The sequence below is a fragment of the Natronorubrum sp. A-ect3 genome (assembly GCF_041821125.1).
GTDB classification, from domain to species: Archaea; Halobacteriota; Halobacteria; order Halobacteriales; family Natrialbaceae; genus Natronorubrum; species Natronorubrum bangense.
Map to the genome: position 1 here is coordinate 14,769 of NZ_JBGUBB010000008.1, position 26,739 is coordinate 41,507.

General features: G+C 61.8%; 23 protein-coding genes. 7 read left to right on the plus strand and 16 right to left on the minus strand.

Going from position 1 to position 26,739, the window contains the following annotated elements; genetic code table 11:
- Positions 1 to 6: 6 nt before the first annotated feature.
- From ACERJA_RS17210 to ACERJA_RS17225, 4 genes are read right to left on the minus strand one after another with little or no spacing between them, the layout of a single operon-like run.
- Entirely contained in the window at positions 7 to 2,034 is a 2,028-nt protein-coding gene (locus ACERJA_RS17210; RefSeq protein ID WP_373609475.1) for a SpoVR family protein, read from the minus strand.
- Positions 2,027 to 3,352 carry a YeaH/YhbH family protein gene (locus ACERJA_RS17215; RefSeq protein ID WP_373609476.1) on the minus strand — a complete coding sequence of 442 codons (1,326 nt, stop codon included), beginning with the start codon at positions 3,350 to 3,352 and terminating at the stop codon, positions 2,027 to 2,029. Before ACERJA_RS17215 ends, ACERJA_RS17210 begins: the two co-directional genes overlap by 8 nt.
- Positions 3,343 to 5,631 carry a PrkA family serine protein kinase gene (locus ACERJA_RS17220; protein WP_373609477.1) on the minus strand — a complete coding sequence of 763 codons (2,289 nt, stop codon included), beginning with the start codon at positions 5,629 to 5,631 and terminating at the stop codon, positions 3,343 to 3,345. The genes ACERJA_RS17215 and ACERJA_RS17220 overlap by 10 nt, the downstream gene beginning before the upstream one ends.
- Before the next feature lies 1 nt (position 5,632).
- Positions 5,633 to 7,705 (minus strand): PrkA family serine protein kinase, encoded by a 2,073-nt coding sequence (locus ACERJA_RS17225; RefSeq protein ID WP_373609564.1) that lies wholly within the window; start codon positions 7,703 to 7,705, stop codon positions 5,633 to 5,635.
- Positions 7,706 to 8,340: 635 nt separating this feature from the next.
- Between ACERJA_RS17225 and ACERJA_RS17230 the strand changes: the two genes are divergently transcribed.
- The 5 genes from ACERJA_RS17230 to ACERJA_RS17250 all read left to right on the plus strand — a co-directional run bounded on the left by ACERJA_RS17230 (position 8,341) and on the right by ACERJA_RS17250 (position 11,709).
- Positions 8,341 to 8,790, plus strand: a complete 450-nt coding sequence (locus ACERJA_RS17230) for a DUF5820 family protein (protein WP_373609478.1) — start codon at positions 8,341 to 8,343, stop codon at positions 8,788 to 8,790.
- A gap of 84 nt (positions 8,791 to 8,874) precedes the next feature.
- Positions 8,875 to 9,321 (plus strand): UPF0179 family protein, encoded by a 447-nt coding sequence (locus ACERJA_RS17235; protein WP_373609479.1) that lies wholly within the window; start codon positions 8,875 to 8,877, stop codon positions 9,319 to 9,321.
- An 89-nt stretch (positions 9,322 to 9,410) separates the two neighbouring features.
- On the plus strand, positions 9,411 to 10,097 hold the full coding sequence (locus ACERJA_RS17240; RefSeq protein ID WP_006067600.1) for a PHP domain-containing protein: 687 nt from the start codon (positions 9,411 to 9,413) through the stop codon (positions 10,095 to 10,097).
- Entirely contained in the window at positions 10,094 to 11,233 is a 1,140-nt protein-coding gene (locus ACERJA_RS17245) for an asparagine synthase C-terminal domain-containing protein (RefSeq protein WP_373609480.1), read from the plus strand. Before ACERJA_RS17240 ends, ACERJA_RS17245 begins: the two co-directional genes overlap by 4 nt.
- A gap of 227 nt (positions 11,234 to 11,460) precedes the next feature.
- Entirely contained in the window at positions 11,461 to 11,709 is a 249-nt protein-coding gene (locus ACERJA_RS17250) for an amphi-Trp domain-containing protein (RefSeq protein ID WP_006067598.1), read from the plus strand.
- Positions 11,710 to 11,818: 109 nt separating this feature from the next.
- On the opposite strand, the gene ACERJA_RS17255 is transcribed toward ACERJA_RS17250, so the two are convergent.
- From ACERJA_RS17255 to ACERJA_RS17285, 7 genes are all read right to left on the minus strand, one after another.
- Positions 11,819 to 12,913, minus strand: coding sequence for a P-loop NTPase (locus ACERJA_RS17255; protein WP_006067597.1), 1,095 nt, complete (start codon positions 12,911 to 12,913; stop codon positions 11,819 to 11,821).
- Positions 12,914 to 13,081: 168 nt separating this feature from the next.
- Positions 13,082 to 13,420 carry a hypothetical protein gene (locus ACERJA_RS17260; RefSeq protein ID WP_006067596.1) on the minus strand — a complete coding sequence of 113 codons (339 nt, stop codon included), beginning with the start codon at positions 13,418 to 13,420 and terminating at the stop codon, positions 13,082 to 13,084.
- Positions 13,417 to 14,784 (minus strand): NrfD/PsrC family molybdoenzyme membrane anchor subunit, encoded by a 1,368-nt coding sequence (gene nrfD / locus ACERJA_RS17265; RefSeq protein WP_006067595.1) that lies wholly within the window; start codon positions 14,782 to 14,784, stop codon positions 13,417 to 13,419. The genes ACERJA_RS17260 and nrfD overlap by 4 nt, the downstream gene beginning before the upstream one ends.
- Positions 14,781 to 16,556: a 4Fe-4S ferredoxin N-terminal domain-containing protein gene (locus tag ACERJA_RS17270; RefSeq protein ID WP_373609481.1), complete on the minus strand. Its 1,776-nt coding sequence runs from the start codon at positions 16,554 to 16,556 to the stop codon at positions 14,781 to 14,783. Before ACERJA_RS17270 ends, nrfD begins: the two co-directional genes overlap by 4 nt.
- A 427-nt stretch (positions 16,557 to 16,983) precedes the next feature.
- A complete protein-coding gene (locus ACERJA_RS17275; protein ID WP_373609482.1) occupies positions 16,984 to 17,658 on the minus strand; it encodes a helix-turn-helix domain-containing protein in 675 nt (224 codons plus the stop codon).
- Positions 17,659 to 17,883: 225 nt separating this feature from the next.
- Entirely contained in the window at positions 17,884 to 18,798 is a 915-nt protein-coding gene (locus ACERJA_RS17280; protein ID WP_373609483.1) for an alpha/beta fold hydrolase, read from the minus strand.
- Between the two features lie 294 nt (positions 18,799 to 19,092).
- Complete coding sequence (locus ACERJA_RS17285) at positions 19,093 to 20,070, minus strand: transcription initiation factor IIB family protein (RefSeq protein WP_373609484.1); 978 nt, start codon at positions 20,068 to 20,070, stop codon at positions 19,093 to 19,095.
- A 175-nt stretch (positions 20,071 to 20,245) separates the two neighbouring features.
- On the opposite strand from ACERJA_RS17285, the gene gatC reads away from it, so the two are divergent.
- Both gatC and gatA read left to right on the plus strand, forming a co-directional pair.
- Positions 20,246 to 20,524: an Asp-tRNA(Asn)/Glu-tRNA(Gln) amidotransferase subunit GatC gene (gatC, locus tag ACERJA_RS17290; RefSeq protein ID WP_008164459.1), complete on the plus strand. Its 279-nt coding sequence runs from the start codon at positions 20,246 to 20,248 to the stop codon at positions 20,522 to 20,524.
- A gap of 2 nt (positions 20,525 to 20,526) precedes the next feature.
- Positions 20,527 to 21,801 carry an Asp-tRNA(Asn)/Glu-tRNA(Gln) amidotransferase subunit GatA gene (gene gatA, locus ACERJA_RS17295; RefSeq protein WP_373609485.1) on the plus strand — a complete coding sequence of 425 codons (1,275 nt, stop codon included), beginning with the start codon at positions 20,527 to 20,529 and terminating at the stop codon, positions 21,799 to 21,801.
- A 92-nt stretch (positions 21,802 to 21,893) separates the two neighbouring features.
- On the opposite strand, the gene ACERJA_RS17300 is transcribed toward gatA, so the two are convergent.
- The 5 genes from ACERJA_RS17300 to ACERJA_RS17320 form a co-directional block, all read right to left on the minus strand.
- Positions 21,894 to 22,244 carry a hypothetical protein gene (locus ACERJA_RS17300; protein WP_006067587.1) on the minus strand — a complete coding sequence of 117 codons (351 nt, stop codon included), beginning with the start codon at positions 22,242 to 22,244 and terminating at the stop codon, positions 21,894 to 21,896.
- A 72-nt stretch (positions 22,245 to 22,316) separates the two neighbouring features.
- Positions 22,317 to 23,105, minus strand: a complete 789-nt coding sequence (locus ACERJA_RS17305) for an NRDE family protein (RefSeq protein WP_373609486.1) — start codon at positions 23,103 to 23,105, stop codon at positions 22,317 to 22,319.
- Between the two features lie 38 nt (positions 23,106 to 23,143).
- Positions 23,144 to 24,700, minus strand: a complete 1,557-nt coding sequence (gene menE, locus ACERJA_RS17310; protein ID WP_373609487.1) for an o-succinylbenzoate--CoA ligase — start codon at positions 24,698 to 24,700, stop codon at positions 23,144 to 23,146.
- Positions 24,700 to 25,797 carry a mandelate racemase/muconate lactonizing enzyme family protein gene (locus ACERJA_RS17315; protein ID WP_373609488.1) on the minus strand — a complete coding sequence of 366 codons (1,098 nt, stop codon included), beginning with the start codon at positions 25,795 to 25,797 and terminating at the stop codon, positions 24,700 to 24,702. Before ACERJA_RS17315 ends, menE begins: the two co-directional genes overlap by 1 nt.
- Positions 25,794 to 26,732, minus strand: a complete 939-nt coding sequence (locus ACERJA_RS17320) for a 1,4-dihydroxy-2-naphthoate polyprenyltransferase (protein WP_373609489.1) — start codon at positions 26,730 to 26,732, stop codon at positions 25,794 to 25,796. The genes ACERJA_RS17315 and ACERJA_RS17320 overlap by 4 nt, the downstream gene beginning before the upstream one ends.
- Between the last annotated feature and the right edge of the window lie 7 nt (positions 26,733 to 26,739).

The following is a 26,739-nucleotide window of genomic DNA, read 5'->3' on the forward strand; positions in this document are numbered from 1 at the left end:
AACAGATCAGGCGAGCCACTCGTCCGGCTTCGTATCGTAATCGACGTCATCGGCCGCGAGATGGTCGACGTCCTCCCATGGGACGTCCTGAACCGTTGTGTCGGTACCGTCATATCTGATCAGTTTGCCTCGCTCTTCGGGTTCTGGTTCGCGGTTGCGACGCTTTGCCACTTCGATATCGTGTTCGTCGACCTCTTTGACGATCGTGAGCAGGTTCACCGGTCGACCCCAGAGTTCGAAGATCCGTTTGAGTGTCTCGCGAGCCTGGCCGAGATCGAGCATGACACCATTGTACTGGTGGCCCAACAGGAGTTCGTTCGCGTTGTTGTAGTTGCCGTCGTAGACTGCGATCGTCGGCTTCCCGAAGTTGGTAAACTGCAAGAGCAGCTTCTTTTTGACATCTTCGGCCGCATCGCTGGCAACATGGAACTGGCCGGTCGCCTGGGAGTGTTCGTAGGTGAAGTAGTTGTTCTCCGTGATGAACTCCTGGGTCAGGAACTCATCGAGGAAGGTGACGTCGTTGTGACTCTCACGAATGTCGAACATCCGATCCCAGCCCGCAGTGAACTCGACGTCTGCGAGTGCTTCCTCGACGGTTTCATAGCGCGCATCGTCGAAGAGGTAGCGGCCGATCTGTTCGATCTCCTGTTGACTCACTCGAGCCAGGAAGCCACGATGCTGGCGTTTGACAAGCGAGTAGTGGCGGCGAGCCAGCCCTTCGTACGTCAGGACTTTCCATGGATATCGGTCAATATCGATCTCGCCCTTGCGGGCTGCCGCGAGCGCCTCGTGGTCGACCCATTCCTCGGGGACGTCCTCGAGGTCGTCGAGCGTCTCGGGCGTGATCACATCGATCGCTTCGGGCGGCTCGAGCGTCTCGAGAACCGCCTCGAAGTCGACGACATCCATCAGATTCCGCCAGGAGACGCCCTCGACGCGCAGCAGGTGTTCTAAGACGTCCCGACGGTTCGTCCGGTTCTCGACGTACTCCCAGAGCTCCATCCCGAGGCTGTAGGGGTTGAGCCCGCCCGACGCAAGGACTTTCGCCATGTGGTCGGCGTAGTTCATGAACTCGTCGTCACCGGCGAAGGTTTCGTCGGTCATCATCGTCGACTCCCAGTAGGCCGCCCAGCCCTCGTTCATCACCTTCGTCATCTTCTGGGCGGCGAAGTAGTACGCCTCCGCGCGCATCATATCGAGGATGTCGCGTTGCCACTCCTCCATCTCGACTGCGCGTCCAGTCTCGTCGTCGTACTGTTTGCCGTGTTCACGGACGAACGCAAGGACATCTTTCTGGGGCGTCTCGGGGAAGCTGACGCTTTCGTCTTCGGCCTCGAGTTTTTCGAGCCACTCGTCGTCGAACACTTCGCCCTTGATCTCCTCGGAGAGGCCGAGTTCGTCCAGCTTTTCCGCGAGGTCTTCGTCAATCTCCTCAGCTGGACCATCGACATCGAGGCGACGTTCGAACACCTGATGCTGGTTGATGTTGTCCTCCAGCGAGAGACAGTGATCGATCCACTTCTCGACCTCTGCACGGTCGATCTCCGGATCGGACATGTATTCGTCGATCGCCCGGGCGTGGCGTTCTAACATGGCCGCGGCGTTGACCGCCGCCTGGTCGGCGCGGCCGCCGGTAAAGAGACCGAACCACTCGTTGTTCGCGAAGAAATCGGAGTGGGCCTCGACGTGCGTGATGACCGCCTTCTGGTCGGCGATCGTGTTCGACTCTTGGAGGAAGGCGTGAGCCGGATTATCGTTGTTGACGATCTCGAAGGCTTTCCCGCCCCCGTACTGGCCCTGTTTCTGTTGTTTGTCGTACTGCATCCCCCATCGCCAGTGTGGGTACCGACTCTGGAACCCGCCGTAGGCGATGAGTTCGTTCATCTCGTCGTAGTCGATGATCCAGTACTTGACCGCGTAGGGCTCGAGGCCGAGCTTTTCGGCTAGGTTTCTGGCCTCTGTCACCGGCTCCTCGAGTTCGCTGGCGATCGCCTGTTTGTGGAATCGATCCGCGTTGGAGTTGCGTTTAGTCATTTGTCTCACCCTCCGTCGAGAGGATCTCGTAGATCGCGTCGGTCACGTCGTCTTTCCCGTTGACGTACGCCACCGCGACGTCGTCGGCGTCGGTCCCGAAGTGACGTTCGAGTTCCTCCGCGTGGGTCGCGTTGATCGCGTTCCCGCTCGGCTGTGTCTCCACGTAGGCGTGGAGGTTCGCGGGAATCTGCTCTATCATCGGGATCACCCGCTCTTCGGTGTCGTTGCTCGAGTTCTCGGAGTCACCCGCCGCGAAGACGTAGCGGTTCCAGTCGCTCCAGGGATACTCCTCTAACAGCTCCGCCGCGAGTTCGTACGCGCTCGAGATTTTCGTCCCGCCGCCGGAGCGGATCCCGAAGAAGTCGTCGCGTTCGACCTGCCAGGCGTCGGCGTCGTGAGCGATGTAGATGAACTCGGCGTTGTCGTATTTCCCCTGGAGATACCAGTCCAGTGGCGTAAACGTCCGCTCGACGAGTTCGCGTTTCTTCTCGCGCATCGAGCCCGAGACGTCGCGGATGTTGACGACGACGACGTTCTTCTCTTTCTCCTCGATGATCTCGGGGTAGCGGTAGCGTTCGTCTTCACGCCGGAACGGGACGTGTTTGATCCCTTCCCGGCGAATCCGCTGCTGGACGCTCTCGCGTTCGACGTTCGCTTCGACCTCCTCGATCGAAGCCCACGTGCCCCGTTCCTCGTCGGGGACGGCGCTGTAGGCCTCTTCGACCCACGCCATCGACACCGGGAGGTTCTCGCCGCGGGCCCACTCGAAGACCTCGCGTGGCTCGATGCCCTCGACCTTACAGAGCTCGCGCAGGAACTCCTCGTCGAAGTCCATCGCGAGTTTGCGCTTGAGCCCCTCCTTGAACATCCGCTCGAAGTCGAGCGTGCTGTCGGGACCCGACCGGGTGAGGTCGGTAAACGGCCCTTCTTTCTCCTCGATCACGCGCTTGCCTTTCGGCTCTAAGTCGAGGCCGAGTTCCTCGTCGAGTTCTTCGGCGAACTCCTCGGGATCCATCTCGTAGTACTCGTGGTCGCCGCCCTCCTCGCCGGGCTCGCCGTCGTCGCCGTCGTCGTCGCCCGGCTGTGGCTGGGGCTGGCCGACCGGTTGGCCGGTATCGGGGGTTCCGCCGTCGCCCTGACCGACGCCACCCTGATCGCGCTGGTCGTACTCGAACTCCGGCAGCGAGACGATCTTGACTGGGATCTGGATCGATCCACGGCCGCCAGCGAGGTCGCCGTACTGGATGAAATCAGCCAGATCCTCGCGGCGCTGTTCGCCCACCTCACGGAATCGCTCGAGGTCGTCTCTCAGTCCCATCTGTAGCTCACCTGTCCCATAATGTGTCTGCTGGTCAGTTCGGCCGACGCTTCGGAGTAATCGAAGTGTTCGACCATCGTCTCGATCGTTTGGTCTTTGACTGTTGCCGTCTCCGTCCCGCTTGGTGGGTCATCCCACTGCCGGGGGTCGAAGTCCTCGAACGTTCGCTCGACGTCGTCCCAGTCGTGGCTCTCGAGGACGGATTTGATCACCGGAATCGCGGTGAGATCGACGTCTTCGACGGCGAAGTCCTCGTCGCGGTGCTCCCAGGCGTGGCGATTCAGTGACGTGATCACTTTCTCACGGCGGAAGTTCCGGACGCTCTCTCGTGGCCGGTTGCCGTCGTATTCGGCTTCGGAGAACCGACCGAGATGTTCGACCTCGAAGAGTTTCATTTTCAGGGGATCCGGCTCGACGCGCTCGCCACGGTCGTTGTACAGCGGTTCGTCGGTCTCCCACGCGTAGACGTTTTCGACGTACTCGGCGACGGTCTCCTCGTCGACGCGTTTGTCGTGCATGATCGCCTCGATGACGTCCGACTCCTGCCGGTCGAAGATGTAGTTTTTCACGGGGACGATTCGGTTTTCGAACTCCGAGCGCTCGCCCATCGAGAAGACGGGTGCAGCCGCAAGCCCCTCTGCCATCGTGTTCAGCACGTCTCGTGGCATCACGACGTCTTCGACCGACAGCTCAGGGTGGTGGCGGTCACGATCGGTCTGGAGAAGTTCTGCGAGTGTATCCCGCGTGTAGGTCACCGGGATCCCGTGTTCGCCGTCATGAGTTTCACTATCGAAGTTGAACTCGTCTTTTTCCCGGCGGGAGTCTCCCTCCTGGAGGTATCCCTGATCGAAGATCAACGCTTTGTCGACCAGATCGAGCCCGTTTGGCAGGCTCTCCTCGTCGAGTCTGGTGACGACCGCATACAGCGCGGCCGCCTCGATCGCGTGGGGTGCAAACTCCTGGTCGCGCGTCTCACCGGCCTGATCTTTGACTGTCACCGTCACTGGCTCGCGGATCCGTTCCTCGAGTTCGGCGTAGCTCTCAGCCTCCCAAACCGACGTCTCGTTGGTCAGTTCGCGGCGAATGAGCTCACACTCGAGGCTCAGATTCGTCAGGTAGCCAAACCGGTGTTTGTCCAGGCGGCGCTTGAGCGCCTTCAACGGGTCCATCCCGTTCCGGTCGGAGTGTTGGTTCAGTTGGGCCTCCAGATCGGGGTTCGAGATGATCAGCATCTGCGTGTCGACGTCCATCCCGATTCCTTTGTCCAGTTTGACCGACTGCTCGTCGGGGACGTTCAACAGCTTCTGGAGCAGGTCGGCGTGCTGGGCTGCGTCCTCGACGATCGTCAGGACGCTGTTGCCCTGCGAGAGGACGCCGTCGTAACTGAACGCCTGCGGGTTCTTTCGTCCCCGCGAGTCCAGTTCCTGCAACATGCCGTGCATCCACGAGCCGACGAGCCGCTCTTTCGGCGACCCATCGTCTTCGGAGTGGAGGACGCCCACACCCTGTCCGACGTCGACGACGTAGTTTTTCACCCGGAGGTGATCGTCGTCGGCAATCGCCGAGAACAGTGCCTCTTTGCCCTCTCGACGGTACTGTTCCTCGAGGAAGTCATACGCCTCCCGCGAGAACGGATCGAGCGCCGCATCGACCCGGACAGGAACATGGTCCTCGAGCGAGTCGTTGAGGTCGTCGAGGAGCGTCTCGCGAACGTCTTCGGGGAAGACCGACAGCGGATGGGCTTGCACCGGGCTTTCGTACCAGTGTTTGTCGTCCATCGCGGTCGGATCGCCGTCGCCGTAGCTCAGCCCACGGTTGTCCGGAGTGGCCGTCGTAATATTCCACTCAACCGTATATCGTCGTCCTTCGGGCGTTTTCGAGTACTCACGCAGTCCGTTGACCAGACAGCGCTTGAGCTCCGATTTGCCCGTCGCTGTCGGTCCCTCGAACCAGATGATCTTCTCGTCTTTCGCCCGGCCCGAAGCGATCGACCGAAGATCGTCAACGAACTCGTTCAACACCTCGGTGTTGCCCAAGATCGCGTGTTCGCCGTCGTTGTGTGGATCGTCGAAGAAGCGATAGCGCTCTTTCTCCTCGCCCTCTTCGACTACGGTTCGGGTGCCCGCGGCTTCGATCGCCTCGAGTAAGTACTTCGAGGCGTGGGAGGCAATCGTCGGGTTCTCGAAGATCCGATCGACGTACGCCGCGAGGCTCATCGGCTCTTCGTAGGTCTCTTCTAGCGTGCGGTCAGCCTCGGTGACGTAGTCGTTTCCAGTCATATTACTCTTCGATCTCTGCTTTGGCGACCTCCGCGCCAGCGAACTCGAGTACCTCTTTTGCTCCGTCCTCGGAGTAGCCCTGTTCGATCAGCGCGTCGATCCACGACGAGCGCTCGTCGTCATCGAACTCGTTGGCGCTGACCAGCGCCGAGAAGTTGATGTTGTGTTTCTTGTCCTCCCAGAGCTTTCGCTCGAGCGCGCGGCGCAGCCGCTCGTTGTCCTGCGGGTTGAACGCCTCACCCTCGCGAGCACGGCGGGAGACCCAGTTCGACACTTCCTGCCGGAAGTCCTCTTTGCGGTCTTCGGGAATGTCGAGTTTCTCCTCGACGCTTCGGAGGAACGTCTCGTCGGGTTCTTGCTCGCGACCCGTGAGTTCGTCCTCGATCGTGTCGTCGTCGATGTAGGCCATCACGTGATCCATGTACTTCTCGCCCTGGCGCTGGATCTCGTCGATATCGTAGGCCAGCGCGTGGCGGACGTCCTCGATCGCCCGTTCTTTGTACTCCTCGCGGACCGTCTCGAGGTAGCGGTAGTACTTCTCGAAGTTGTCTTCGGGGATCGAGCCGTGGTGCTCGAGATTCTCCTCGAAGAAGTTGAACACCGTCAGCGGCGAGAGGAAGCCCCGCGAGCGGTGTTTCGAGTCCATGATCGCTTCGGCGATCTCGTCGCCGATAAACCGCGGCGAGATGCCGACCATCCCTTCGCCGATCTCGGCTTTCGCAGCGGCTTCCTCGCGGAGCTTCTTGACGTCAATGTCGTCGCCCTCGTCGATCTCGTCGTTGTACGCTTTCGCTTTCGAGAGCAGATCGACCGTCTCGGTGTCGGGCTCTTCGATCCGGGTGAGGACGCCGAACAGCCCCGCCATCTCCAGGGTGTGGGGCTCGACGTTGATGTCGGGCACGTCGGCGTTGTTCAGCATCTTGTTGTAGATCTGGGACTCGTCCTCGTAGGAGAGGACGTACGGGAAGTCGATGCGTTTCGTCCGGTCGTTGAACGCCTCCATCTTCTCGTCGCCCTTTTTGTCCTTGTACTCGGGCATGTTCGTCCGGCCGACGATCACCTGGTCGATGTCGATCCGCGGGTTGTTCTTCGGTTTGATCGTCTGCTCCTGGGTCGCATGCAGGAAGTCATAGAGGAACTCCCGCTGGAGTTTGAGCAACTCCTCACCCGAGAAGATCCCTCGGTTTGCGTTACAGAACGCCCCGGAGTAATCGAACGCCCGCGGGTCGCTTTCCCCGTAGATGGCGATCTTCGAGTAGTTGACGTCGCCCGTCAGTTCGGTCTCGTCCTGATTTTTCTTGTCCTTGGGCTCGAACGTCTCGAGTCCCTGGCGCTTGTTCTCGTCGGCGATGAGTCGGATAATCTCGACGTGGTTCTCGAGGACGGCCTGGAGGTCGTCATCGTAGTACGCCAGCAGCTTGTCCATGTAGAACTCGCTTTCCGGATCGAGCGCCTGCTCGTTCTGGATGGTGTACGGCGCATCGAGTCGCTCGTTTATATCGTCGATTACGCGCTGGCGCTGCTCGACGGGCAAGAGCACGAGCGGGTCCTGGTTCATCGGCGACCGGACGGTGTCGTCGGCCGGATCCTGATCTTTGATGACGTCACAGAGGTTGGTCCAGCGGAACGTGTACATCCGCCCGTCCTCTCGCAGCGTGTAATCCTCGAAGTAGGTCCGGACCTGCTTGTCGAAGTGGGACTTCCCGGAGCCAACCGGTCCGAGCAGGAGCTTGATCCGCCGCTCTGGACCGAGTCGGCGAGCACCCGACTTGACTTTGTTCACGAACTCGTGAATCGACTGATGGATCACCTTCCCGTAGAAGGTGTTCTCACCGTCGTTTAGCGGGTCCTCCGAGGCGAGGTGGTACTCCACCCGGCCTTCGGTCTCGTCGTAGGACGTCCCGTAGTAGTCGAACATATCCGCAACTCGCTGGTGAGCGTTGCGGGTGATCTTTGGGTCCTCGTACACCGCTTCGAGGTACCAGTCGAACGACTTGGTCTCCCGCAGGTCTGCGGGCATCGACTCTTTGTAATCGGTACTGAGCTTCTCGAGTGTCTCGATGTCACCGGTCATGGTATCATTGCCAGTTGCGGTTTCCCCCGTCTGCATCGCCCCTGAGTAGATGGGGCGGTTCTAGAGCGGACGTCGTTCGACCAATCGCGGCACCGTGGTCGAACTGTCGGAATCCGTCGAACCGCATCAGCGACAGACACGCGGAACGACAACGTTTGGTTCGCGCTGTGAGTGGCAGGCTCACAGTGCGTTCCGAACCGCAGCGGGCGGCAGTCTGTCGTGTCATGTGTGGTCGGTTGCCACTCGTCGTTGCGCGGTTCCCATCTCAGGGACTCGGGCAACGATGCGTCGGGGACGAACGCGGAGTGGATCGATTGTCGGACGGATACCGATAGTGTTTAATGAGTGAGTAATCCAGCTACTTAGCCTTAGCCCCAAAAGATATTTATCAGGACCTTTTTCCAGGCAAATACTACCAGAACAGTAGACCGTTATTTGGTACCATACCGCTATTTCGAGCGAGTGTCATATAAATCGACGGCCTGCAATGGCCGGGAATGCTCGCGCGCGGTCGTCACACAAGTCATACTGCACGGCCCACGGTAGCCGAAGAAACAAGTCGATCCTCAGACGGACAGTAGTCCGCATCACGCGTTGGCGACGAAGATTTAGGGATGCCAGCGGTAGCCGAGAGTATGCCCGACACGCCGGCCGACGACGACATCGAACGCGCACTCTCATCACTTGCAGACGGGTGGACCATCTGGAACCATGGTGAGGACGGCCGACTCGTTCTCGCGTACCGTCCGGACGTCTTCAACGCCGACGACTTTCCGGCAGCCTGCCTGCCGACGCTGTATCTGACCCACGGCAAGCGAACCCGCCGCCCCGGCACCAATCCAACCAGCCGAACCGACGATACCGACTGGTACGTCACACTCTATCTCGAGCCGGACGTCTCCGCCGAGAACGAGCGATTTCCGACACAGAGTGACGCCGTTTCCCGAGCGCTCGAGTTGGCCAAAGCGTTCGACGACGGTGAGATCGACTACCGCGAGCTCTATCAGGTCCCCCGTGAGACGTACTTCGACCGATTAGACGAACTGACCGGCTCGGATGACTGCGACGAGCGATCCGATCACTGAACGACGTGACTCGCCTGCCACACGCTGTTCGTTCCCACCGGCCCGGACGTGAGTCTTAACCGCGGCCGGAAACTACGTGTTCCTATGTCGACCGTTACACTCATCGGGACGCGGCTCGCCGAGCCGGGGACCGAGTTCGTCTACCACGGCGAGGCCGATGCCTGTGCTGGCTGTCCATACCGGAGCCAGTGTCTCAATCTCGAGGCGAACACCAAATACCGCATCACGTCGATCCGGGAGAACGCCCAGACGCTCGAATGTGCCATGCACGACGACGGCGTTCGCGCTGTTGAAGTCGAACCCGTCTCGGTGCGCGCAAACATCACCTCCAAGGGCGCGTTCGCCGGCAGTAAAACGAGTCTCCCTGGCCCCTGTCCGTACATCGACTGTCCGAGCCACGAGTACTGCGAGCCCGACGCTGTCGAGTTCGATGAGGAGTATCGCATTCGCGACATCCTCGGCGACCCGCCACACGACGTCTGTCATCTCGATCGATCACTCGAGTTAGTCGAGCTAGACACCCAGGAGTAGGCGTCTCTGCCGTTCAAAGCTGCGTTCAGAGATGGACGAGACGGACCGGGGTGTTTTTGATCGATCCGATCTAATCGTGAGACATACCCGTGCTGTCGGTTGAACTCCACGCTCACTCGTCGTTGTCCTATGACGGTCGTGACCCGGTCGAACTGATCTTAGAACAGGCCGAAGCCGTCGGCCTGGACGCGATCGCCGTGACCGACCACGACGAAATCGATGCCAGCCTCACTGCCGTCGAACGCGCCCCCGAGTACGGGCTCGTCGGCATCCCAGCGATGGAAATATCGAGCAAGGCCGGCCACATTCTGGGATTCGGACTCGAGGAAGCCGTTCCACCGGGGCTTTCCTACGAGTCGACACTCGAAGCGATCCACGACCAGGGCGGACTCGCGGTGATCCCACACCCATTCCAGGAGTCGCGCCACGGCGTGATGGCTCGCATCTCTCGAGCGGAACTCGCCAAGGGTGATGCGATCGAGATCTACAACTCCCGGCTGTTGACCGGCCGAGCAAACCGGCAGGCCGAACGCTTTGCGACCTCCCGCGGGCTCCCCGTGACTGCAGGCAGCGACGCACATATCAGCGAGATGGTCGGCCAAGCAGTCACCCGCGTCGACGCCGAAGAACGCTCCGCCGACGCGATTCTCGAGGCGATCCGCCAGGGTCGAACCACCGTCGAAGGCAAACGAACGCCGTGGCGGATCAGCTTCCGGCAGGCAGCTGGCGGTGTCTCGCGACGTGTCAGAAACGGGTTCGTGGGGCTCTTTCGATGAGCCAGCCAGTCCGTGGAGCTGATCCCGACACCGTCTATGACGCACTCGAGAGCGGCGATGCGCTGCCGGGGACGGCCGGGTTCGCCGGCGAACTCGACGGGATGCTCGTCCGTGACGTCCTCGGTCGCGTCCCGCTGTACGTCGACGCCGAGCGCAATCTGGCGGACACCACAGCCACCCAGTGGGCGTTCGAGCCGACCGCCCTCGAGACGCCCGAACTCGTCCCACCAGGGACAGCGGTGGATCTGACCACAGCCGCGGCCGACCCCGAGCGTCGCTGGACGCTTCCTGACCCACCCATCGAAGCAGATCACGACATCGCCCTCGAGACGCTCTCGGACGCGATTCAGACAGCAGTGGACGAGGCGCGAACGCCAGCCCGCGACGTTGCCGTCGCCTTCTCCGGCGGTGTCGACTCCGCGCTGGTCGCCGAACTACTGGATGCACCGCTTTTCGTCGTCGGCTTCCCGGACAGTCACGACGTCGAGGCAGCCCGGACAGCCGCCGACGCGATGGGTCGGGAGCTGACCGTCGTCGAACTCGAGCCCGAAGCCCTCGAGCGAGCCGTTCCCGCGGTCGCCCGTGCGATCGGCCGAACGAACGCGATGGACGTCCAGATTGCCCTGCCGCTGTATCTCGTCGGCGAACACGTCGCCGCCGAGGGGTTCGACGCGTTGGCAGTGGGACAGGGAGCCGACGAGCTGTTCGGCGGCTACGAAAAAGTCGTCCATCTCGATCACCGCGTCGAAGCCGAAACGACCCGCGGAGCCGTCCGTGAAAGTATCGAAACACTGCCCAACCAGCTTCCACGGGACGTCCACGCGATCGAGGCGACGGGACTCGAGCCAGTTGCACCGCTGCTCCACGACGCCGTCGTCGACGCCGCGCTTCGACTCCCCGATTCGTTGCTGGCCGACGAGCGCGAACGCAAACGCGCGCTTCGGCTCGTTGCCGCCGACGTCCTTCCCGACGAAGTCGCCACACGAGACAAAAAGGCCGTCCAGTACGGGAGCCTCGTCGCCCGCGAACTCGATCGCCTCGCCCGACAGGCCGGCTACAAACGCCGGATCGACGACCACGTCACCAAGTACGTCCGGTCACTACTCGAGGCCGAGCCAGTTCCGCCGAAAGAGTGACGGCAACGTTGGAGCCGACCGTTCTCGTCGCTCTCGTGGCGAGCACTCGCCGCCGTTGTTATAGTACCAACTGCAACGATGTACACCTGATCGCACAGCCGTCGTGCGATCAGATATGCAGTGGCTACTATACTGGTTGATAGCTTCGCTACTGGACCGCGCTGATCAGCGTTCTGCCTGCCGATTCGCCGCCAATCTATTTATGTCCGCTCGGTGGTTGAATGCCTATGGCAGAGACAACCGACCACAGCCAGCAGGCGTCACGGGACGAAGCTGCAGACCTGGTACAGGAACTCGCTCAGGAGCTTCGAAGCGAGGGCGGTGCCGAGGTTCGAGTCGGAAACAAGATGTTGACGCTCTCACCGCCGCCAGAACTCGAGTACGGAATCGAAGTCAAAGAGCGCTCTCCAATGCTCGGTGGCCCTCGAGAGAAAGTGACCGTAACACTCGAGTGGAAACTCGAAACAGAAAGCTAACACGACGCCGTTGTGTCCGGTCGATGATCCGCTCAGCCAGTCGGAAGCGACAGCCCGCGATCTGATCGTCGCTGTCGGCTCGACCCAGCCGTCGACGCGTGGACGGTGACTAGTCTTCGGTTTCGGTCGGCAGTGCGTCGTCAGGTTCTCCGCCACCGACGTTTTCGGCGACCGTGCGGCGGTTGATCTCGCCGATACGATCGGAGACCTCTGCGACGAACTCCTCGACGGTCTCCTGGACGGGACTCGAGTCGTCTTTGACGAGTGCCCCTTCGCTGCCCTCAGCACCGAAGTCGGGGTGGATCGGGATCTGACCAAGCAGCGGGATGTCGTACTTGTCGACGATCTGTTGGGCTCCGTCAGTCCCGAAGAGATTGTACTCTTTGCCGGTGTCGGGCGCAATGAACGAGCTCATGTTCTCGACGACGCCCAGCACTGGCGTGTCGTGTTTGTTGAACATCTGGATTCCTTTTCGGGTGTCGTCGAGCGCCATCTCCTGGGGTGTCGTGACGACGACGGCGCCCGTCACGGGCATCGACTGCAACAGATTGAGTGTTGCGTCACCCGTTCCCGGTGGCAGGTCGACGATGAGGTAGTCGAGGCGACCCCACTCGACGCCTTCCAAGAACTTCAGCATGAACTTGTTGACCATCGGGCCACGAAGAATCGCAGGATCGTCCTCGTTTTCCATCATAAAGCCCATGCTGATAATCCGAACACCGTCCGAGCGCGGCGGGACGATGTCCTCGCTTGGCGTGACACCAGGCTCGCTCTCGACCGGCAGGATACGTGGGATGTTCGGGCCGTGAATGTCTGCATCGAGCAGGCCAACCATGGCACCACGCTTCTCGAGACCCGCCGCAAGGTTTGCAGCGACCGTCGTCTTCCCGACACCGCCTTTCCCGGAAGAAACGGCGATGACGTTGCGTACCCGTGGGAGCACTTCGTCGTCGAACCCGTGTTCCGAGCCGACGTGTGCTCGCAGGTCCGCCGTGAGTCCAGCCTCGCTGACGACCTCACGGATCCGGTTGCCCAGTTCCATCTCCGAGGGCGCATAGGGGGCGTTCAGCGCCAGCGAGATTTTGGCCGTCTCGTCCTCGATGGTGACGTCGTTGATCAGCCCAAGCGAGACGATGTCCTCGCCGATGTCTGGGTCTTCGATCCCTTCGAGTTCGATCTTGAGTTCGTGTTCTGTGAGACTCATGGGTGTGGTGTGCGTTACTCGAACGTAAGGCGACCGAACGGGATACGTGTGATGGTTTGAGAGTCGATCCGTGTATCAGTTCCGTGAACGACAGCGAACGCTGTGGGGCAGATAGCGTCGCCGATAAAAAACGAATCCTGGAAACCGGATCCAGGAACACCGCGTGGCTTACAGGAAGCCGAAGATCGGTGAGTCGTTGGATGGGCCGGCCGCACCGAGCGGCTCCGGCATCCCACCGTAGAAGACGAGACCGATGATCACCGTCAGGATGAACATCCCAATCCACATCTGTGCGGCGATGCCGACGAGATAAGAGACACCGAGCAGTCCGGTCTTGGTGTCTCGTGGCTCGCCAGCGAACCAGGAGATGACCATGATGTAGATCGGAACCAGAATGACGCCGAAGATCAGGTAGGTCCCGATGTTGGGGAATCCGGTTACGTCTCCAGTGGCTTCGTAGCCGTGGTAGAGGACTGTCTCGAGTCCCATCGAAAGTGCAACACTCATGCTTTCACCTCCGGTTCGGTTGCAGCGTCATCTGCGTCGTCGTGGCCGTGGTCATGGTCACCGTTCAGGTGTTCGATCGCGTGGAGTTCGACCACGGGGACGACCTTCGAGATGGCGAGGAAGAACAGCACAACCAGTCCGACCGTTCCGAGAAGCGAAGACAGTTCGATCACGCTCGGGAAGTAATCGCCCGGCGTCGCCTCGTAGATGCTGAACGTTGGGTACCAGAAGCCAGCGATGACAAAGTAGGTCTTCTCGACCAGCGTCGCGATCAAGACCAGGAAGGCAGCGGCGAGTGCTCGCGACTTACTGAACAGTGCCGGTCGAATCGTCGTCGCGAAGATGAACGCGAGCACGCCGAGCACCATCAGTATCGGGATGACATACATCGGGTGCGAGAGCTTCGAACCGGTTGCTGTCGCGAGATCGGTCGATGCCGCGAAGCTACCCGTAGCGAGCTGCTGGAGCTGGAGCCACAGGAACAGCAGGGAGAAGAATCCGAGCCACAGGAGCAGGCCGCGGAAGATGTCGTCAGTGATGATGTGATCCCAGTCGTAGGCGCGACGGAACGCATACGAAAGTAGGATGACACCACTGATCGCAGAGGTGAGTGCGATCGTGAGGAACTGTGGTCCCTGGACTGCGCCGAACCAGCCGGGGTAGGTCGGCAAGACGGCGAACAGCCACGGAATCACACCGCCGTGGAGCAGGAGCGGGGCCATGATGATGATCGCGAGTGCGAGCCACCAGACCATTCGCTCGACGACTTCGTCCTCTTTCTCGGTGTATCCGAGGGTCATGAACTTGTAGACTGGCTCGAAGTGGTCAGGCAGCTGGTCGCGCAGACGGGTGATGTCGTACCGAAGCGTCAGTGCGAGGTACGTCGCCGTCAGCACGAAGTAGGCCGTAATGACAGTCACGTCCCACACCAGCGGCGAGTTGTTGACCGTGATGTGGTAGTGACCGAGGACGCTCGTGACCATCCGGTCCGGGCGACCCATGTGCACCAGAATGTAGAAGCCAGCCGCGGAGAGGCCGGCGAGCGTGAGCATCTCTGCGAGTCGGGCGACCGGCATATACCGGTCCATACCGAGTAGGCGAACCGCAGCCGAGAGGATGATCCCCCCGTGAGCGATCCCGACCCACCAGATGAAGGCACCGATGTACAGTCCCCACGTCACACCGCCACCGGAGCCCCAGTCGGAGAGGCCAGTGACGGCCATCCCGTTGGCTAGCTGATACATCCAGCCAACGAGGAAGATGCCGAGTGCCAGTGCCGCGGCACCAAACAGCATGAAGAACTTCTTCGAGACGTTGTTAACTGGACGGAGAATGTCCGCTTCGGATGGTGTCTTGGTGCTCATAGCGACACCCCGAAGTCACCGACAGTGGACTCGTCGAGGACGTCCTTGCGGTTGTCCGTCTGACCGATGTCGTCGTACGCAACTGGTCCGTCGACCTGTTCGGCTTCTGGACCGGGCTCGTTGCCGACGTACGTGACGTTCGGGCTCGTTCCGATGTCCTCGAGCAGTTTGAACGTCGACGCTTCGCCGCCAGCGTAGGCCTCGAGGGCCTGCTGGGCGGTTTCTTCGTCGGTAATACCCTGTTCGGACACCCACGGCTCCTCTTCGCCGTCGAGAATCAGCAGCGCTTCCTCGACTTCGGCCGGGGTGATCTCGCGGGACTCGTAGCGGTCGACAACGTTCTGGATCCCGTCTTCGGCAGTCGTGATGACAGCGTCGATCGCGTCCAGTGCGGTGTCGTAGTTGTCCACGCCGTCGTCGCCGTCGATCAGGGCGTCGGCGAGCGATTCGAGTTCCTCGTCCTCGAGTTCGCCGAGTTCGTCGTCATCCTCGAGAATGTCGATGATGACATCGCGGAGTTCTTCGTCGTCGAGTGTCAGGTCGTCTTCGTCGAGTTCGCCCTGGATGAACAGTGCGGCTTCGATCTCGTCGTGGTCGCCGTCCTCGAGATACTCCATGTCGAGCAACTCGATGTCACCCTCGAGGAAGTCATACGACTCCTGGACGTGCTCGCGGTTGGGGCTCTGACCGTCGACCATCCGCTCTGCACGGGTCTGAACGACGTTCTGAAGGTAGCGCTGCGGTTTGCTGTCAGGGTCGTTCATGTCGCCGAAGTTGATCGCTTCGGGCGGACAGGCTTCCTCACAGGCCGTCGTTCCACGGTACTCGTCACCCATGTGTCCGTCCTGTCGGGTCGGACACATGGTACACTTACTCATCGTGCCACGTGGTGCGCGGCTGTCGACCCAGCGGTCACGGTCGTCGACCATGTGATCGCCGTCCATGTCGCTGTACATCTCTTCGATCTCGTCCGTCGAGACGTCAGGCTCGTCCCACTGGAAGTAGTTGACACCGTACGGACAGGCGACCTGACAGTAGCGACAACCGATACAGACGTCGTAGTCAGTCAGGACGAGGCCGTCCTTGTCACGGGTGTGTCGAGCCGTCGTCGGACACACTTTCTCACACGGGGCGTCAGTACAGTGCTGACACGGTCGGACGAGTCGCTGTCGACTCCCACCACGTTCGTCCGGATCAGCTCCTTGTCCTGGCTCCCGGTAGTCGAGGACGTACATCCAGTTGACGCCCTGGTCGGTCTGGTTCTCTTCTTGACAGGCCGTAACACAAGAAAGACAGCCGTCACAGCGCTCGAGGTCGATGACCATCCCCAGCTGGGTTCCCTCGTGAGAGTGGTCTTCACCGTCGTTGGCTGCGGCGAGGTCCGCCTCAGGGCCGTCGTCGACGGTGCCCCACGCACCGAGTCCGACAGCCGCTGCGCCGACCCCCATCTTTTTCATTGCCTCGCGGCGACTCTCTTCGCCGTCGCCCTCGAAAGCCTCGAGCATCCGCGTCGCAGTCCCCTTCTGCTCTTCCTGGGCCTGCTCGTAGGCTGCTTCGGTCGGGCGATCGTCGACGCCGAACTCCTCCATCACATCGTCGTGATACATTTCGTGGAATTCGGCTTCAGAGAGCTCGCCTTTGGTGACCCGCATCGCGTCCTGGGCCATCTCCATCCCGAGTTCGCTGTCGTACTCGGTCTCGTCGAGCATCTCCTCGAGTTCACCTTCCCACTCGTGACCGAGTGGGTGGAATGATTCGTCGTCCGTGCTCATTCTGGTCGAACACCTCCGGACGAGAATCCGTTCGATACAAAGTAGTTACACGCCGACACGTAATTGCATACGGTCATATGTGGATCCTCTACCCCGGACTCACAACTAGATGACGTTGAAGTATAGACCCGATTTCCATCGCGTGAGAATCGACACGAACATATTCGCCAGTATAAATACTATTCAGGGTATTCTCCCAGCTCAGGCCAACATAAACAGCTGTTATCACGGCACAAGACTGACAGCCCGGGTCGGTACCATCCCCGACAACTGCCGGGCCGTTTGTTACCGACTCGAGGGGACTCACCTCACGGAGCGTCTCCGACACGCTTGAAAACGCGCGTATCGTGACTGCGAGGCCAGGCAACGAGCGAGCTTCGGTTCGACACACCCACAACTCGGGCCGACATGAGACCGAGGTTCCCAGTTAGCTGCTCGCGAGTTGGTCCTCGAGTGGCTCCTCAGTATCGAGTTCGGGAAGATCCTCGACGAACCGTTTGATAATCCCCTCTTCTGCCCGGTGGAGTGTCTCGCTGCACGTAGACTTCGCAATTCCCAGATACTCTGCCAGCTCCGTCAGCGAGCAGCGTCGAGGCGTATCGTAGTATCCCTCTTCGACGGCAGCAGCGACGACCTCGAGCTGTCGATCCGAGAGGAGCTGACTCTCGTGGAGTCGTTCGCGGACGTGCTCGATCCGGTAGCTGAGGCCGAATCGGTCGAACTGTTCGGCGAGTCCAGCGAGACGGTCTCGAGAGCCGGTTACCTCGATCGTCGTCTTGCCGTCGACGACCTCGATCGGGAGTTCGATCGGCATCCCGGACTCCTGTGCGGAGAACAACAACAGTGGGGCCGTCGTCTCGAAATGAACTGTTGCCTCGTTTTCACTCGAATGGACGAGCGTGAGTTCGAGGATTTGGGGATGGTCACGCGTCGCTTCGATCACGTCGTCGACATCGGTGCCGGTGATTCGAACGAGCGCAAACCCGGTTTCAGCGCCGGGGACAGCCGCGAGAACCCGAAACGTCGCTGTCGGATACGTCGTCGACAGCTGCTGGATCCAGACCTGTTCAGGCATCGTGATTGTGAGTGTCGCCTGGGCCATACGAGCGTGTTATCGTTCGCCAGTATATACCCATGCTGCCGAATATAGTAACCCCGGTTCCCAGTGGCTGGGAAGCTTGCCAACACGACACAGTCGACCAGGTTCGTCACACGGCTGGTCGTCGAACACGTACCGGTCACCGTAACTGAGACGGGTTGTATCCTGAGAACAGAGACGGCTGCGAGCCGTCGACGGGCACGCCCCAACGACCTGCAGCAGGCGCTGTTAGTTGGTGGCCGAAAGCCACTCGAGCAGTAGTTCGGACAGCTGTTCCGGTCGTTCGTGTTGGACCCAGTGACTCGTCTCCGGCAGGAGTTCGAGACGGCTGGTTGCACAGCACTGGTCGCTGTCGACTGCCAGTTCGGTCGTCAGTGCAGTGTCGTCTTCCCCCCAGACGATCATCGTGGGTGCCTCGACTCGTTCCCGTGATAGTGTCGGCGGATAGCGAGCCGCCGCGCGATACCAGTTGAGCATTCCCGTGAGTGCGCCCGCTTTGTGCCACGCCTCGCGATACCGCGCCAGTTCGTCGTCCAGAAACGTCTCTGGCGCGGCAGTCTCGCTGAGTGCTCGCTCGAGCAGCCGAAAGTCCCGCATCCGGCAGAGACGTTCGGGGAGCCATGGAAGCTGGAAACAGAACACGTACCAGCTTCGGCGCAGCTGGGCGGGGTTCGAGAGAAGATGACGCCGATACACGTCCGGATGTGGTGCGTTGATGATTCCAAGCCGGTCGACCGTGGACGGCTGCCGGCGGGCGAGGTCCCAGGCGACCATGCCTCCCCAGTCGTGGCCGACAACATGTGCCTGTTCATAGCCCGCACTCGCGATGAGCGCGGCGATATCTCGCGAGCAGTCTCGGAGTCGGTACGATCGCACCCCCGTTGGTTTGTCGCTTAGATTGTACCCGCGCTGGTCGGGGACGAGTACACGGTAGCCGGCCTCGACGAGTGGGTCGATCTGCTGTCGCCAACTGTACCAGAACTCGGGAAAGCCATGGAGCAAGACGACCAGCGGCGCATCTTCGGCACCGGCTTCAACAGTGTGGAGCCGAACTCCGTTGACTCGTCTCACGGTCGATGCTGCGCCGCTCGTCGGCAAAAGCCTCGCATCTGTCTCGAGGCGCTCGGCCGAGCGCGATTCCATACACTGTGTGGCGACGAGGAGCGTGATACCGTTTTGGCTCGACGTCAGGTCCAGACACGGAGACAGTCGTTCGAGCAGAAATGCAGCTCGACCTGCGCTCCGGGCTCGTTCGAGACGTGGGCCGTCAGCGTGTACGCAACCTCCGCTGAGTCGCAGTTGTCACAACGCATACGAGACAGTTCACGAACAGTGATATTCAGTATGCTGTGAGTATCATCGTCTGGAGAATGGTAACCACGTCATACCACGGGTCAAGAACGTATTGCCAACGCGTGTCGGCGCTATCTGCCCTGGTCAGGCCGGAGCGTTGTCTTCGGCCTCGAGTAACTCGTGATACCGGTTTCGGATGGTGACTTCGGAGATACTGGCGACGTCGCTGACGTCGTTTTGGGTGACTTTCTCGTTGGTCAACAGCGCGGCGGCATAGACGGCGGCAGCAGCGAGGCCAACCGGTGACTTGCCGCTGTGGATGCCGCTTTCCTTTGCTGTCGACAAGAGGCTTCGAGCGCGTCGTTCAGTCTCATCCGAGAGATCGAGATCGCTGGCAAAGCGTGGCACGTAGCTTTCGGGATCGGCCGGCTGGACTTCGAGGCCGAGTTCTCGAATGACATAGCGGTAGGTGCGGGCAATCTCGTCTTTTTCGACGCGGCTGACGGCCGTGATCTCGTCGAGGCTGCGCGGTGTGCCGGCCTGACGGGCAGCAGCGTACAGCGAGGACGTCGCGACACCTTCGATCGAACGGCCCGGAAGCAGATCCTCCTCGAGGGCGCGTCGATAGATGACGGAGGCAGTCTCGCGGACGCTTTTTGGGAGGCCCAGCGCACTGGCCATGCGGTCGATCTCGCCGAGGGCTTGCTTGAGATTCCGCTCTTTGGAGTCCCGAGTCCGGAACCGTTCGTTCCACGTGCGCAGGCGCTGCATCTTCTGGCGCTGGCGATTCGAGAGGGACTTCCCGTAGGCGTCTTTGTTCTGCCAGCCGATGTTCGTCGACAGCCCCTGATCGTGCATCATGTTCGTCGTGGGGGCACCAACGCGGGACTTCTCGTCTTTCTCGCTGGCGTTGAACGCACGCCACTCGGGACCGTGGTCGATCTCGCCTTCTTCGACGACGAGTCCACAGTCGTCACAGACGGTTTCGGCGTGTTCGGTATCGGAGACGAGGCGGCCGCCACACTCCGGACACTGCTCTCGTTCGGCCGTTTGCTCACGCGACTCCTCCGACTCGCGCCGACTTCGCTCGCTGCTCCGCGTTCGAATCGTGGTATCAGTCATTGTGTATATTCACAACAATCGCTGGAAAACGCTCTATCGTGAACAGGATTGTAGGATTGTCGTCACTTAAATTCTTCGATAGTATCGCGAGAGGAACACGGGCAACAACCGACTTCCGCCGGTCGAACATTTCGCTATCGAAACCCTTACTCCCTACTGGCAAGTGCGAGCAAGCATGAGCGACGACGCTGTCAGTCCCGAGGAGGTCCGCCACGTCGCGGAGCTGGCTCGTGTCGGCCTCGCCGACGACGAGGTCGACCAGTTCACGCGACAGTTCGCGGACATCCTCGAGTATTTCGAGACGCTAGACGAGGTGCCCGAAGTCGACCGTGAGGCCGACCTGACGAACGTGATGCGACCCGACGAGGTCCGCGACTCGCTCGAGCGCGAGACGGCCCTCGAGAACGCCTCCGAAACCGAAGACGGCTACTTCAAAGGCCCGAACGTATCCTAATCATGGCTGACGATATTTTTATCACCGAGGAGACGATCGATGGCGCAGACGACGGCCCGCTCGCGGGAACGACCGTCGCTGTCAAGGACAATATTTCGACCGAAGGCGTCCGGACGACCTGTGGCTCGCGGATGCTTGAGGAGTACGTCCCGCCGTACGACGCGACGGTCATCTCCCGGCTCAAAGAGGCCGGCGCGACGATCGTCGGGAAAGCGAACATGGACGAGTTCGGGATGGGGACGACCACCGAGACCTCGTACTTCGGCTCGACGGACAATCCAGCCGCACCAGGGCACGTTCCCGGTGGCTCGTCGGGTGGCTCGGCCGCTGCCGTCGCCGCAGGTGAAGCTGACGTCGCACTCGGCTCCGATACGGGTGGTTCGATTCGCTGTCCCGCCGCATTCTGTGGCGTCGTCGGCATCAAGCCCACCTACGGGCTGGTCTCGCGCTACGGACTCGTCGCCTACGGCAACAGCTTAGAACAGATCGGCCCCTTCGGCAACACCGTCGAAGACGCCGCTCAACTGCTCGACGTCATCGCCGGCAGCGACGAGCGCGACGCGACGACCCGCGAGGCGCCGACCGATGGCGACTCGAGTTACGCTGACGCCGCCACCGGTGACGTTGACGGACTCAAGATTGGCATCCCCACGGAACTGGTTGAGGGTGCCGACGAAGGCGTCGTCGAGACGTTCTGGGACGCCATCGCCGACCTCGAGGCACAGGGCGCTGAGACCCAAGACGTCTCGCTTCCCGCTGTCGAACACGCTGTCGAAGCCTACTACGTGATCGCGATGTCGGAGGCCTCTTCGAACCTCGCGCGGTTCGACGGCGTTCGCTACGGCCACGACGCCGACGCTGATGGCAACTGGAACGAGGCGTTCGCCCAGACGCGCGAAGACGGGTTCGGCGACGAGGTCAAACGCCGCATCTTACTCGGCACCTACGCGCTCTCGGCTGGCTACCACGACAAATACTACAAGAAGGCTCAGGACGCTCGCGCGTGGGTCAAACAGGATTTCGACGAGGCGCTTGCCGAAGTCGACGTGCTCGCGTCGCCGACGATGCCGGTTCCGCCGTTCGAACTCGGTGAGAGTCTCGACGATCCGCTCCAGATGTACCTCGCCGACGCGAACACTGTCCCCGTCAACCTCGCCGATCTGCCGGCGATCTCGGTGCCTGCCGGCGAAACCGACGGCCTTCCCGTCGGGCTCCAACTCGTCGGGCCGGCGTTCGGCGAAGCACGCCTAATCCGGGCTGCAAGCGCACTCGAGTAAGGTACGCGAACCACAACCGAGCCGCTGCGCGTTCCCTATTCTCGAGGCACTCACCGAGAAAATCGTCGAAACGCGTCGGGACGTCGGTTCGACTACTGTTCGTACGCGAGGTTCATGATCCACTGCGAGAAGGCGTCGCTGTTGGGATCGACTTCTTCCTCACCGATAAACGGCGAGAGCATGTCACCGGCCATCAGCAGTCTGAAATCGAGGTCACGAGCGGTCGGTGTGATGTAGTAGGTGTTGTGGCCGTCGTACACCGTCTCCTCTCGGTCGACCAGTTCCTTCTCGACGAGTGACTCAACGATTCGACTCCCCTTTCGCGAGGAGACATCCAGTTCCTTCCAGAAATCGCTCTGATGAATGCCGCCAGTCTGGCGGACGAGTCCGAGTCCGGCCCGTTCGTCCTCGGAGAGTTCGGCTTCAGCCGCAGAAACGCTCACGGTGACCACCTCTCCGTACTCGTCGCTACAGGCAGGAGTGCGTCCATGTACGTATGAGATAGAGCGAGGCGCTTAAATGTGCCCTTCGACGTCGCACTCTGCCTCGACTTCGGATACTGCGTTCGACTCGAGCGAGACCGGTTCGTACGCCGTCTCACAGGGTGGGCCCGGCGCGAACGAATACTGTGTCGTCTCGGGGCCGAGGGCGATCAGCGACGACGACCTCGTGCCGAATCCATCGCGATGGAGGCAGACGCCGTACTCGTGGTCGCCGAGGACATCGCCGGCGCGCTCGAGCCACTGTGAAACTGACTCGTCACCGTCGACTGTCAGCGCCGCTCGGACCGCGTTCGCGTTGTCGGCCTGTTCGCGAGCGATGACGAGGCGGTCCGACGGGAGGTGGACGGTGTCGTTGACCGCGGCGTTGACGATGACCTGAACGCCGGGTTCGAACTCGATACGAGAGAGGTCGCCGTCCCACTGGTAGCAGTAGGCGGCTGACTCGTCGGCGACGACCAGATTGAAGCCGTCGTACTCGTCCGTCTCGGTTGCCGCCTCGATCGTTTCGGCTGCCGTCGCCGCGGAGTCGGCAGCGAGCACGTCAGCGACGAGCAGCCCGCGAGAGCGTTCGGCCGCGAGTTCGGCGTCGGTCCACTTGTTCGTGATCCCAGCGAAGACGCCGTGTTCGTTGTAGCCGATCCACGTGCCGCCGGCTTCGGTGTCTTTTGGCGCAACGGCCAGCGGCTCCTCACGGTAGACGCCGGGTGAAATCGACTCGCGCTCGAGGGCTTCGTCACGGTTGGCGGCGACCGCCACCGGCGCGTCATCGAAGACCTGCCAGGCGAGGGTCAGTGTACACACAGCCGATGAAAAGGGCGCGGTCGACTTATACTGTCGGCTCAGACATCGGTTCCCGTCTCACGAAGCCGGTCTCGAGCCGCCTCGCGATCGACGGTTCCCGACGCGGTTCGAGGCAAGGCGTCGGCGACACCGATCGTCTTCGGACGTTTGAAACCCGCGAGTCGTGTTTCGCAGTGCGAGCGAACCGACTCGAGATCGATCCCATCCCGGCCGTCCTCAGGGACGAGAAGCGCACCGACGCGTTCGCCCCATTCGGGATCGTCGAGGCCGACGACGGCGGCGTCTTCGACGGCCGGGTGGGCGCGGACCGTCTCGAGGACCTCGCCGGGGTCGACGTTCTCGCCACCGGTGACGATCCGGTCGCTCCGTCGGTTGAGCACCCAGAGTCGGCCGTCCTCGTCCGCGTAGCCGACATCTCCCGTGTGGAGGCCGTACTCGCCGACGGCGCCGTTCGTCCGTGCGGCCTCGAGATAGCCCGGCGTCACCGTCGGTCCGGAAACGACGAGTTCGCCCGGCTCTCCGGTCGGAACCGGCTCGCCAGCGTCGTCGACGACCGTTACGTCGGTGAACACCAGCGGCTGGCCGACCGTTCCCTCGTGGCTCGCCGTCTCCGCAGGCGTCGCCGTCGCGATCTGGGAGGCCGTCTCGGTCATCCCGTACGTCGGATACACCGGCACGTCGGTCGCCCGGCAGCGCTCGAGCAACTCGCTCGAGGCCGGCGCACCGCCGAGCAAGACGAATCGCAGGTCGTCGGCGGGCTCCCAGCCCGCATCGAGCAGTCGTTTGCACATCGTCGGCACCAGCGAGACGCCCGTGATCTCGTATTCGTCGAAGACGCGAGCTGTTTCGTGGCGGTCGAACGAGCGCTGGATGACGACCGTCGTCCCATACAGCGTCGACCGCAGGACGGGGGCCAGCCCGCCCATGTGATACATCGGGAGACAGCACAGCCAGCGGTCGCTTGGGTCGACGCCCAGCCGGAACGCGGAGGCGGTCGCACTTGCGACGAGGTTGCCGACGGTCAGCCGGACGGCTTTCGGCTCGCCGGCGGTCCCCGAGGTGAACATGATCACCAGCGGGTCGTCGCGCTCGAGCGAGACAGGGTCGACCGACGGAGCAGTATCCGATCCATCGGCCGGACGCAGCCGTCGCGTCCGCTCCCGTGTCGGCTTGTCGACGGTCAAGACGGTGAGAGAAATGGCCGGTGACTCGACTGCGGCAGCGACCTCGAGCGCCGCCGACTCAGTTACTGCCTCACAGACGACCGCCACGGGAGCCGTGCGCTCGACTTTCGCGGCCAGTTCGCTGGCGGTTTCGCGAACGTTCAGCGGGACGACCGTCACACCCGTCCGCATTGCGGCGAAAAAGACGCTGACGAACGCGGGTCTGGTGTCCATCAGGACAGCAATCCGTGGCTGCTCGTGATCCATCTCGAGGGTCTCGAGGACGTGAGCAACCTGCTCGACTCGCTGGTCGAGTTCCGCATACGTCTGCGTCACTCCCGTCTCATCGTCGATCAGCGCCGCCCGCTGTGGTGTCGCTGCGGTCCGATGAGAGAGCAGATCTCGAGTCGGCCAGTCGACCGGATCGCCCATCACTCCGTCCACACCCCTTCGACGCCGAGTCCTTTCGCCTGCGGAACGACCGCTGCCCCCTTCTCGAGCAACACGGGATCTCGACCGAGATCGGTGGCGAGCAGCGACGCCGTGGCCAGCCCACAGGCCGGCACGTTCGGGATCGATGCGGCGAGGTGGACCGCGCCCGTTCTGGCGACGACCCCATCGATCGTGGTCGTCACGATCGGGGTAACCTCGAGTTCCTGTACCCACGCTGCGATCTGGCGGGCGACGTCGATCCCGCCGAGCGCCATGGGCTTGAGCACGACGGCGTCGGCCGCGTCCGCCTCACAGATGGCGTCGACGCCGTGTTCAAGCAGTCCCTCGTCGAGGGCGATCGCAACCCCGTCTCCCTGCACACGCTCTCGGAGCGCGGCGTGGCCCTCGAGTGCGCCCGCTGGAAGTGGCTGCTCGAGGATCGAGACGCCGAGATCGGCAAGCGGCTCGAGCGCCGTTTTCGCCTCAGTGTAGGTCCAGGCTTCGTTCGCATCGACCCGCAGTTCGACGTCGGGACCGACAGCCTCGCGAGTCCGGCGGAGCCGTTCGACATCGGCCTCGACGCTTCTGTTTCCGATTTTTATTTTACAGCAGTCAAAGCCCCGATCGATGGCCTCGCTTGCCGCTCGAGCGGTTTCGTCGGGCGTCCCATCACCGATCGTCGCGTTGACCGGCACCCGGCCGATCATTGGGCCGCTTCCGATGTGTCGATACAGCGGTGTCGCCTCCTGGCTCGCTCGCAGATCACCGAGGGCGAGCGTAACCGCATGTCTGGCCGCTACCTGTCCGTCGACGGCCTCGAGTGCGGCGGCCGGCCCGTCTTCGATCGCGACGCTTGCGCGCTCGAGGGCTGTCTCACAGTCAGCGATCGATTCCGTCCAGCCCGGCAGCGGTGTCGCTTCGCCGTAGCCGACTGTCTGGTCGTCCGCGTCGGCAGTCGCCGTCACGCGGACCAGAAAGCCATCACGCGAGTCGATCGTCCCAGCGGCCGTCTCGAGTGGACTCGCAAGCTCGAGCGAAAACGACTGATACTCGAGTGTGCAGTCGAGTTCGCGGTCGACGTCAGCTCTGTCGTTCATGCTACCATCCCCACAGCGAACAGCACCGAATAGATGGCGAGCAGTTTCCCGGTGCCCTCGAGCGCGGGGTTGAGCGCCTCGCCGTCGGTGCAGGTCAGGACCGTTCGGGTGACGACCGCAGCGTAGGGCAGCGACACCAGCGGGAGCAACACACTGGGACCGAACCCTGCAGCGAGCCAGAACCACAGCGGCGTGATGTAAGCGAGTGTGAGGAGCGCAACGTACTCCACGCGACTCCAGCGGTAGCCGAGTCGAACCGCGAGCGTTCGCTTCCCGGCTTCGACGTCGGTTTCCCGGTCGCGGATGTTGTTGACGACGATAATGGCCGTCGAGATGCCCGCGATTGGGAGGCTCGCGACGAACGCCTCGAGCGTGACCGTCCCCTCGGGAATCGTCGTGGTGAGCGGTTCGACTGCTGTTACGGCCTGGACGTAGAACGTCCCCATCACGGCGACGATGCCAAAGAAGACGAAGACGAACAGATCACCGAGGCCGTGATAGCCAAGCGGGTAGGGGCCGCCGGTGTAGGCCCACCCACAGAAGACGCTTACCAGCCCGATGACGAGGATCGGGAGCCCGCCGATGTAGACGAGGTACGTCCCCGAGAAAATCGCCAGTGCGAACGTCACGATCGTCGCCAGTTTCACCTGTTCGGGCGGGATAATTCCTGCCTGCGTAACTCGAGTAAACCCCTCTCGGTCCTCGGTGTCAGCGCCCTTGATCGCGTCGTAGTAGTCGTTCGCGAAGTTGGTCCCGATCTGAATCAGCGTCGCACCGATGAAGGCCATCGCCGCCGGCAACGGAGCGAAGACGTCAGCATAGATTGCAAGCGCCGTCCCGACGATCACCGGAGCTGCAGCCGCAGGCAGCGTCTGGGGCCGTGCAGCAAGCAGCCACGCCTTCGTCCGTGAGATGTCGACCTCGGCCGTACTCATTACTCGA

Bases quoted from the DNA above. Each gene is read 5' to 3' on its own strand.
- ACERJA_RS17210 (WP_373609475.1), bottom strand. From the start codon at position 2,034: ATGACTAAACGCAACTCCAACGCGGATCGATTCCACAAACAGGCGATC.
- ACERJA_RS17215 (WP_373609476.1), bottom strand. From the start codon at position 3,352: ATGGGACTGAGAGACGACCTCGAGCGATTCCGTGAGGTGGGCGAACAG.
- ACERJA_RS17220 (WP_373609477.1), bottom strand. From the start codon at position 5,631: ATGACTGGAAACGACTACGTCACCGAGGCTGACCGCACGCTAGAAGAG.
- ACERJA_RS17225 (WP_373609564.1), bottom strand. From the start codon at position 7,705: ATGACCGGTGACATCGAGACACTCGAGAAGCTCAGTACCGATTACAAA.
- ACERJA_RS17230 (WP_373609478.1), top strand. From the start codon at position 8,341: ATGCCCGACACGCCGGCCGACGACGACATCGAACGCGCACTCTCATCA.
- ACERJA_RS17235 (WP_373609479.1), top strand. From the start codon at position 8,875: ATGTCGACCGTTACACTCATCGGGACGCGGCTCGCCGAGCCGGGGACC.
- ACERJA_RS17245 (WP_373609480.1), top strand. From the start codon at position 10,094: ATGAGCCAGCCAGTCCGTGGAGCTGATCCCGACACCGTCTATGACGCA.
- ACERJA_RS17250 (WP_006067598.1), top strand. From the start codon at position 11,461: ATGGCAGAGACAACCGACCACAGCCAGCAGGCGTCACGGGACGAAGCT.
- ACERJA_RS17255 (WP_006067597.1), bottom strand. From the start codon at position 12,913: ATGAGTCTCACAGAACACGAACTCAAGATCGAACTCGAAGGGATCGAA.
- ACERJA_RS17260 (WP_006067596.1), bottom strand. From the start codon at position 13,420: ATGAGTGTTGCACTTTCGATGGGACTCGAGACAGTCCTCTACCACGGC.
- nrfD (WP_006067595.1), bottom strand. From the start codon at position 14,784: ATGAGCACCAAGACACCATCCGAAGCGGACATTCTCCGTCCAGTTAAC.
- ACERJA_RS17270 (WP_373609481.1), bottom strand. From the start codon at position 16,556: ATGAGCACGGACGACGAATCATTCCACCCACTCGGTCACGAGTGGGAA.
- ACERJA_RS17275 (WP_373609482.1), bottom strand. From the start codon at position 17,658: ATGGCCCAGGCGACACTCACAATCACGATGCCTGAACAGGTCTGGATC.
- ACERJA_RS17280 (WP_373609483.1), bottom strand. From the start codon at position 18,798: ATGGAATCGCGCTCGGCCGAGCGCCTCGAGACAGATGCGAGGCTTTTG.
- ACERJA_RS17285 (WP_373609484.1), bottom strand. From the start codon at position 20,070: ATGACTGATACCACGATTCGAACGCGGAGCAGCGAGCGAAGTCGGCGC.
- gatC (WP_008164459.1), top strand. From the start codon at position 20,246: ATGAGCGACGACGCTGTCAGTCCCGAGGAGGTCCGCCACGTCGCGGAG.
- gatA (WP_373609485.1), top strand. From the start codon at position 20,527: ATGGCTGACGATATTTTTATCACCGAGGAGACGATCGATGGCGCAGAC.
- menE (WP_373609487.1), bottom strand. From the start codon at position 24,700: ATGGGCGATCCGGTCGACTGGCCGACTCGAGATCTGCTCTCTCATCGG.
- ACERJA_RS17315 (WP_373609488.1), bottom strand. From the start codon at position 25,797: ATGAACGACAGAGCTGACGTCGACCGCGAACTCGACTGCACACTCGAG.
- ACERJA_RS17320 (WP_373609489.1), bottom strand. From the start codon at position 26,732: ATGAGTACGGCCGAGGTCGACATCTCACGGACGAAGGCGTGGCTGCTT.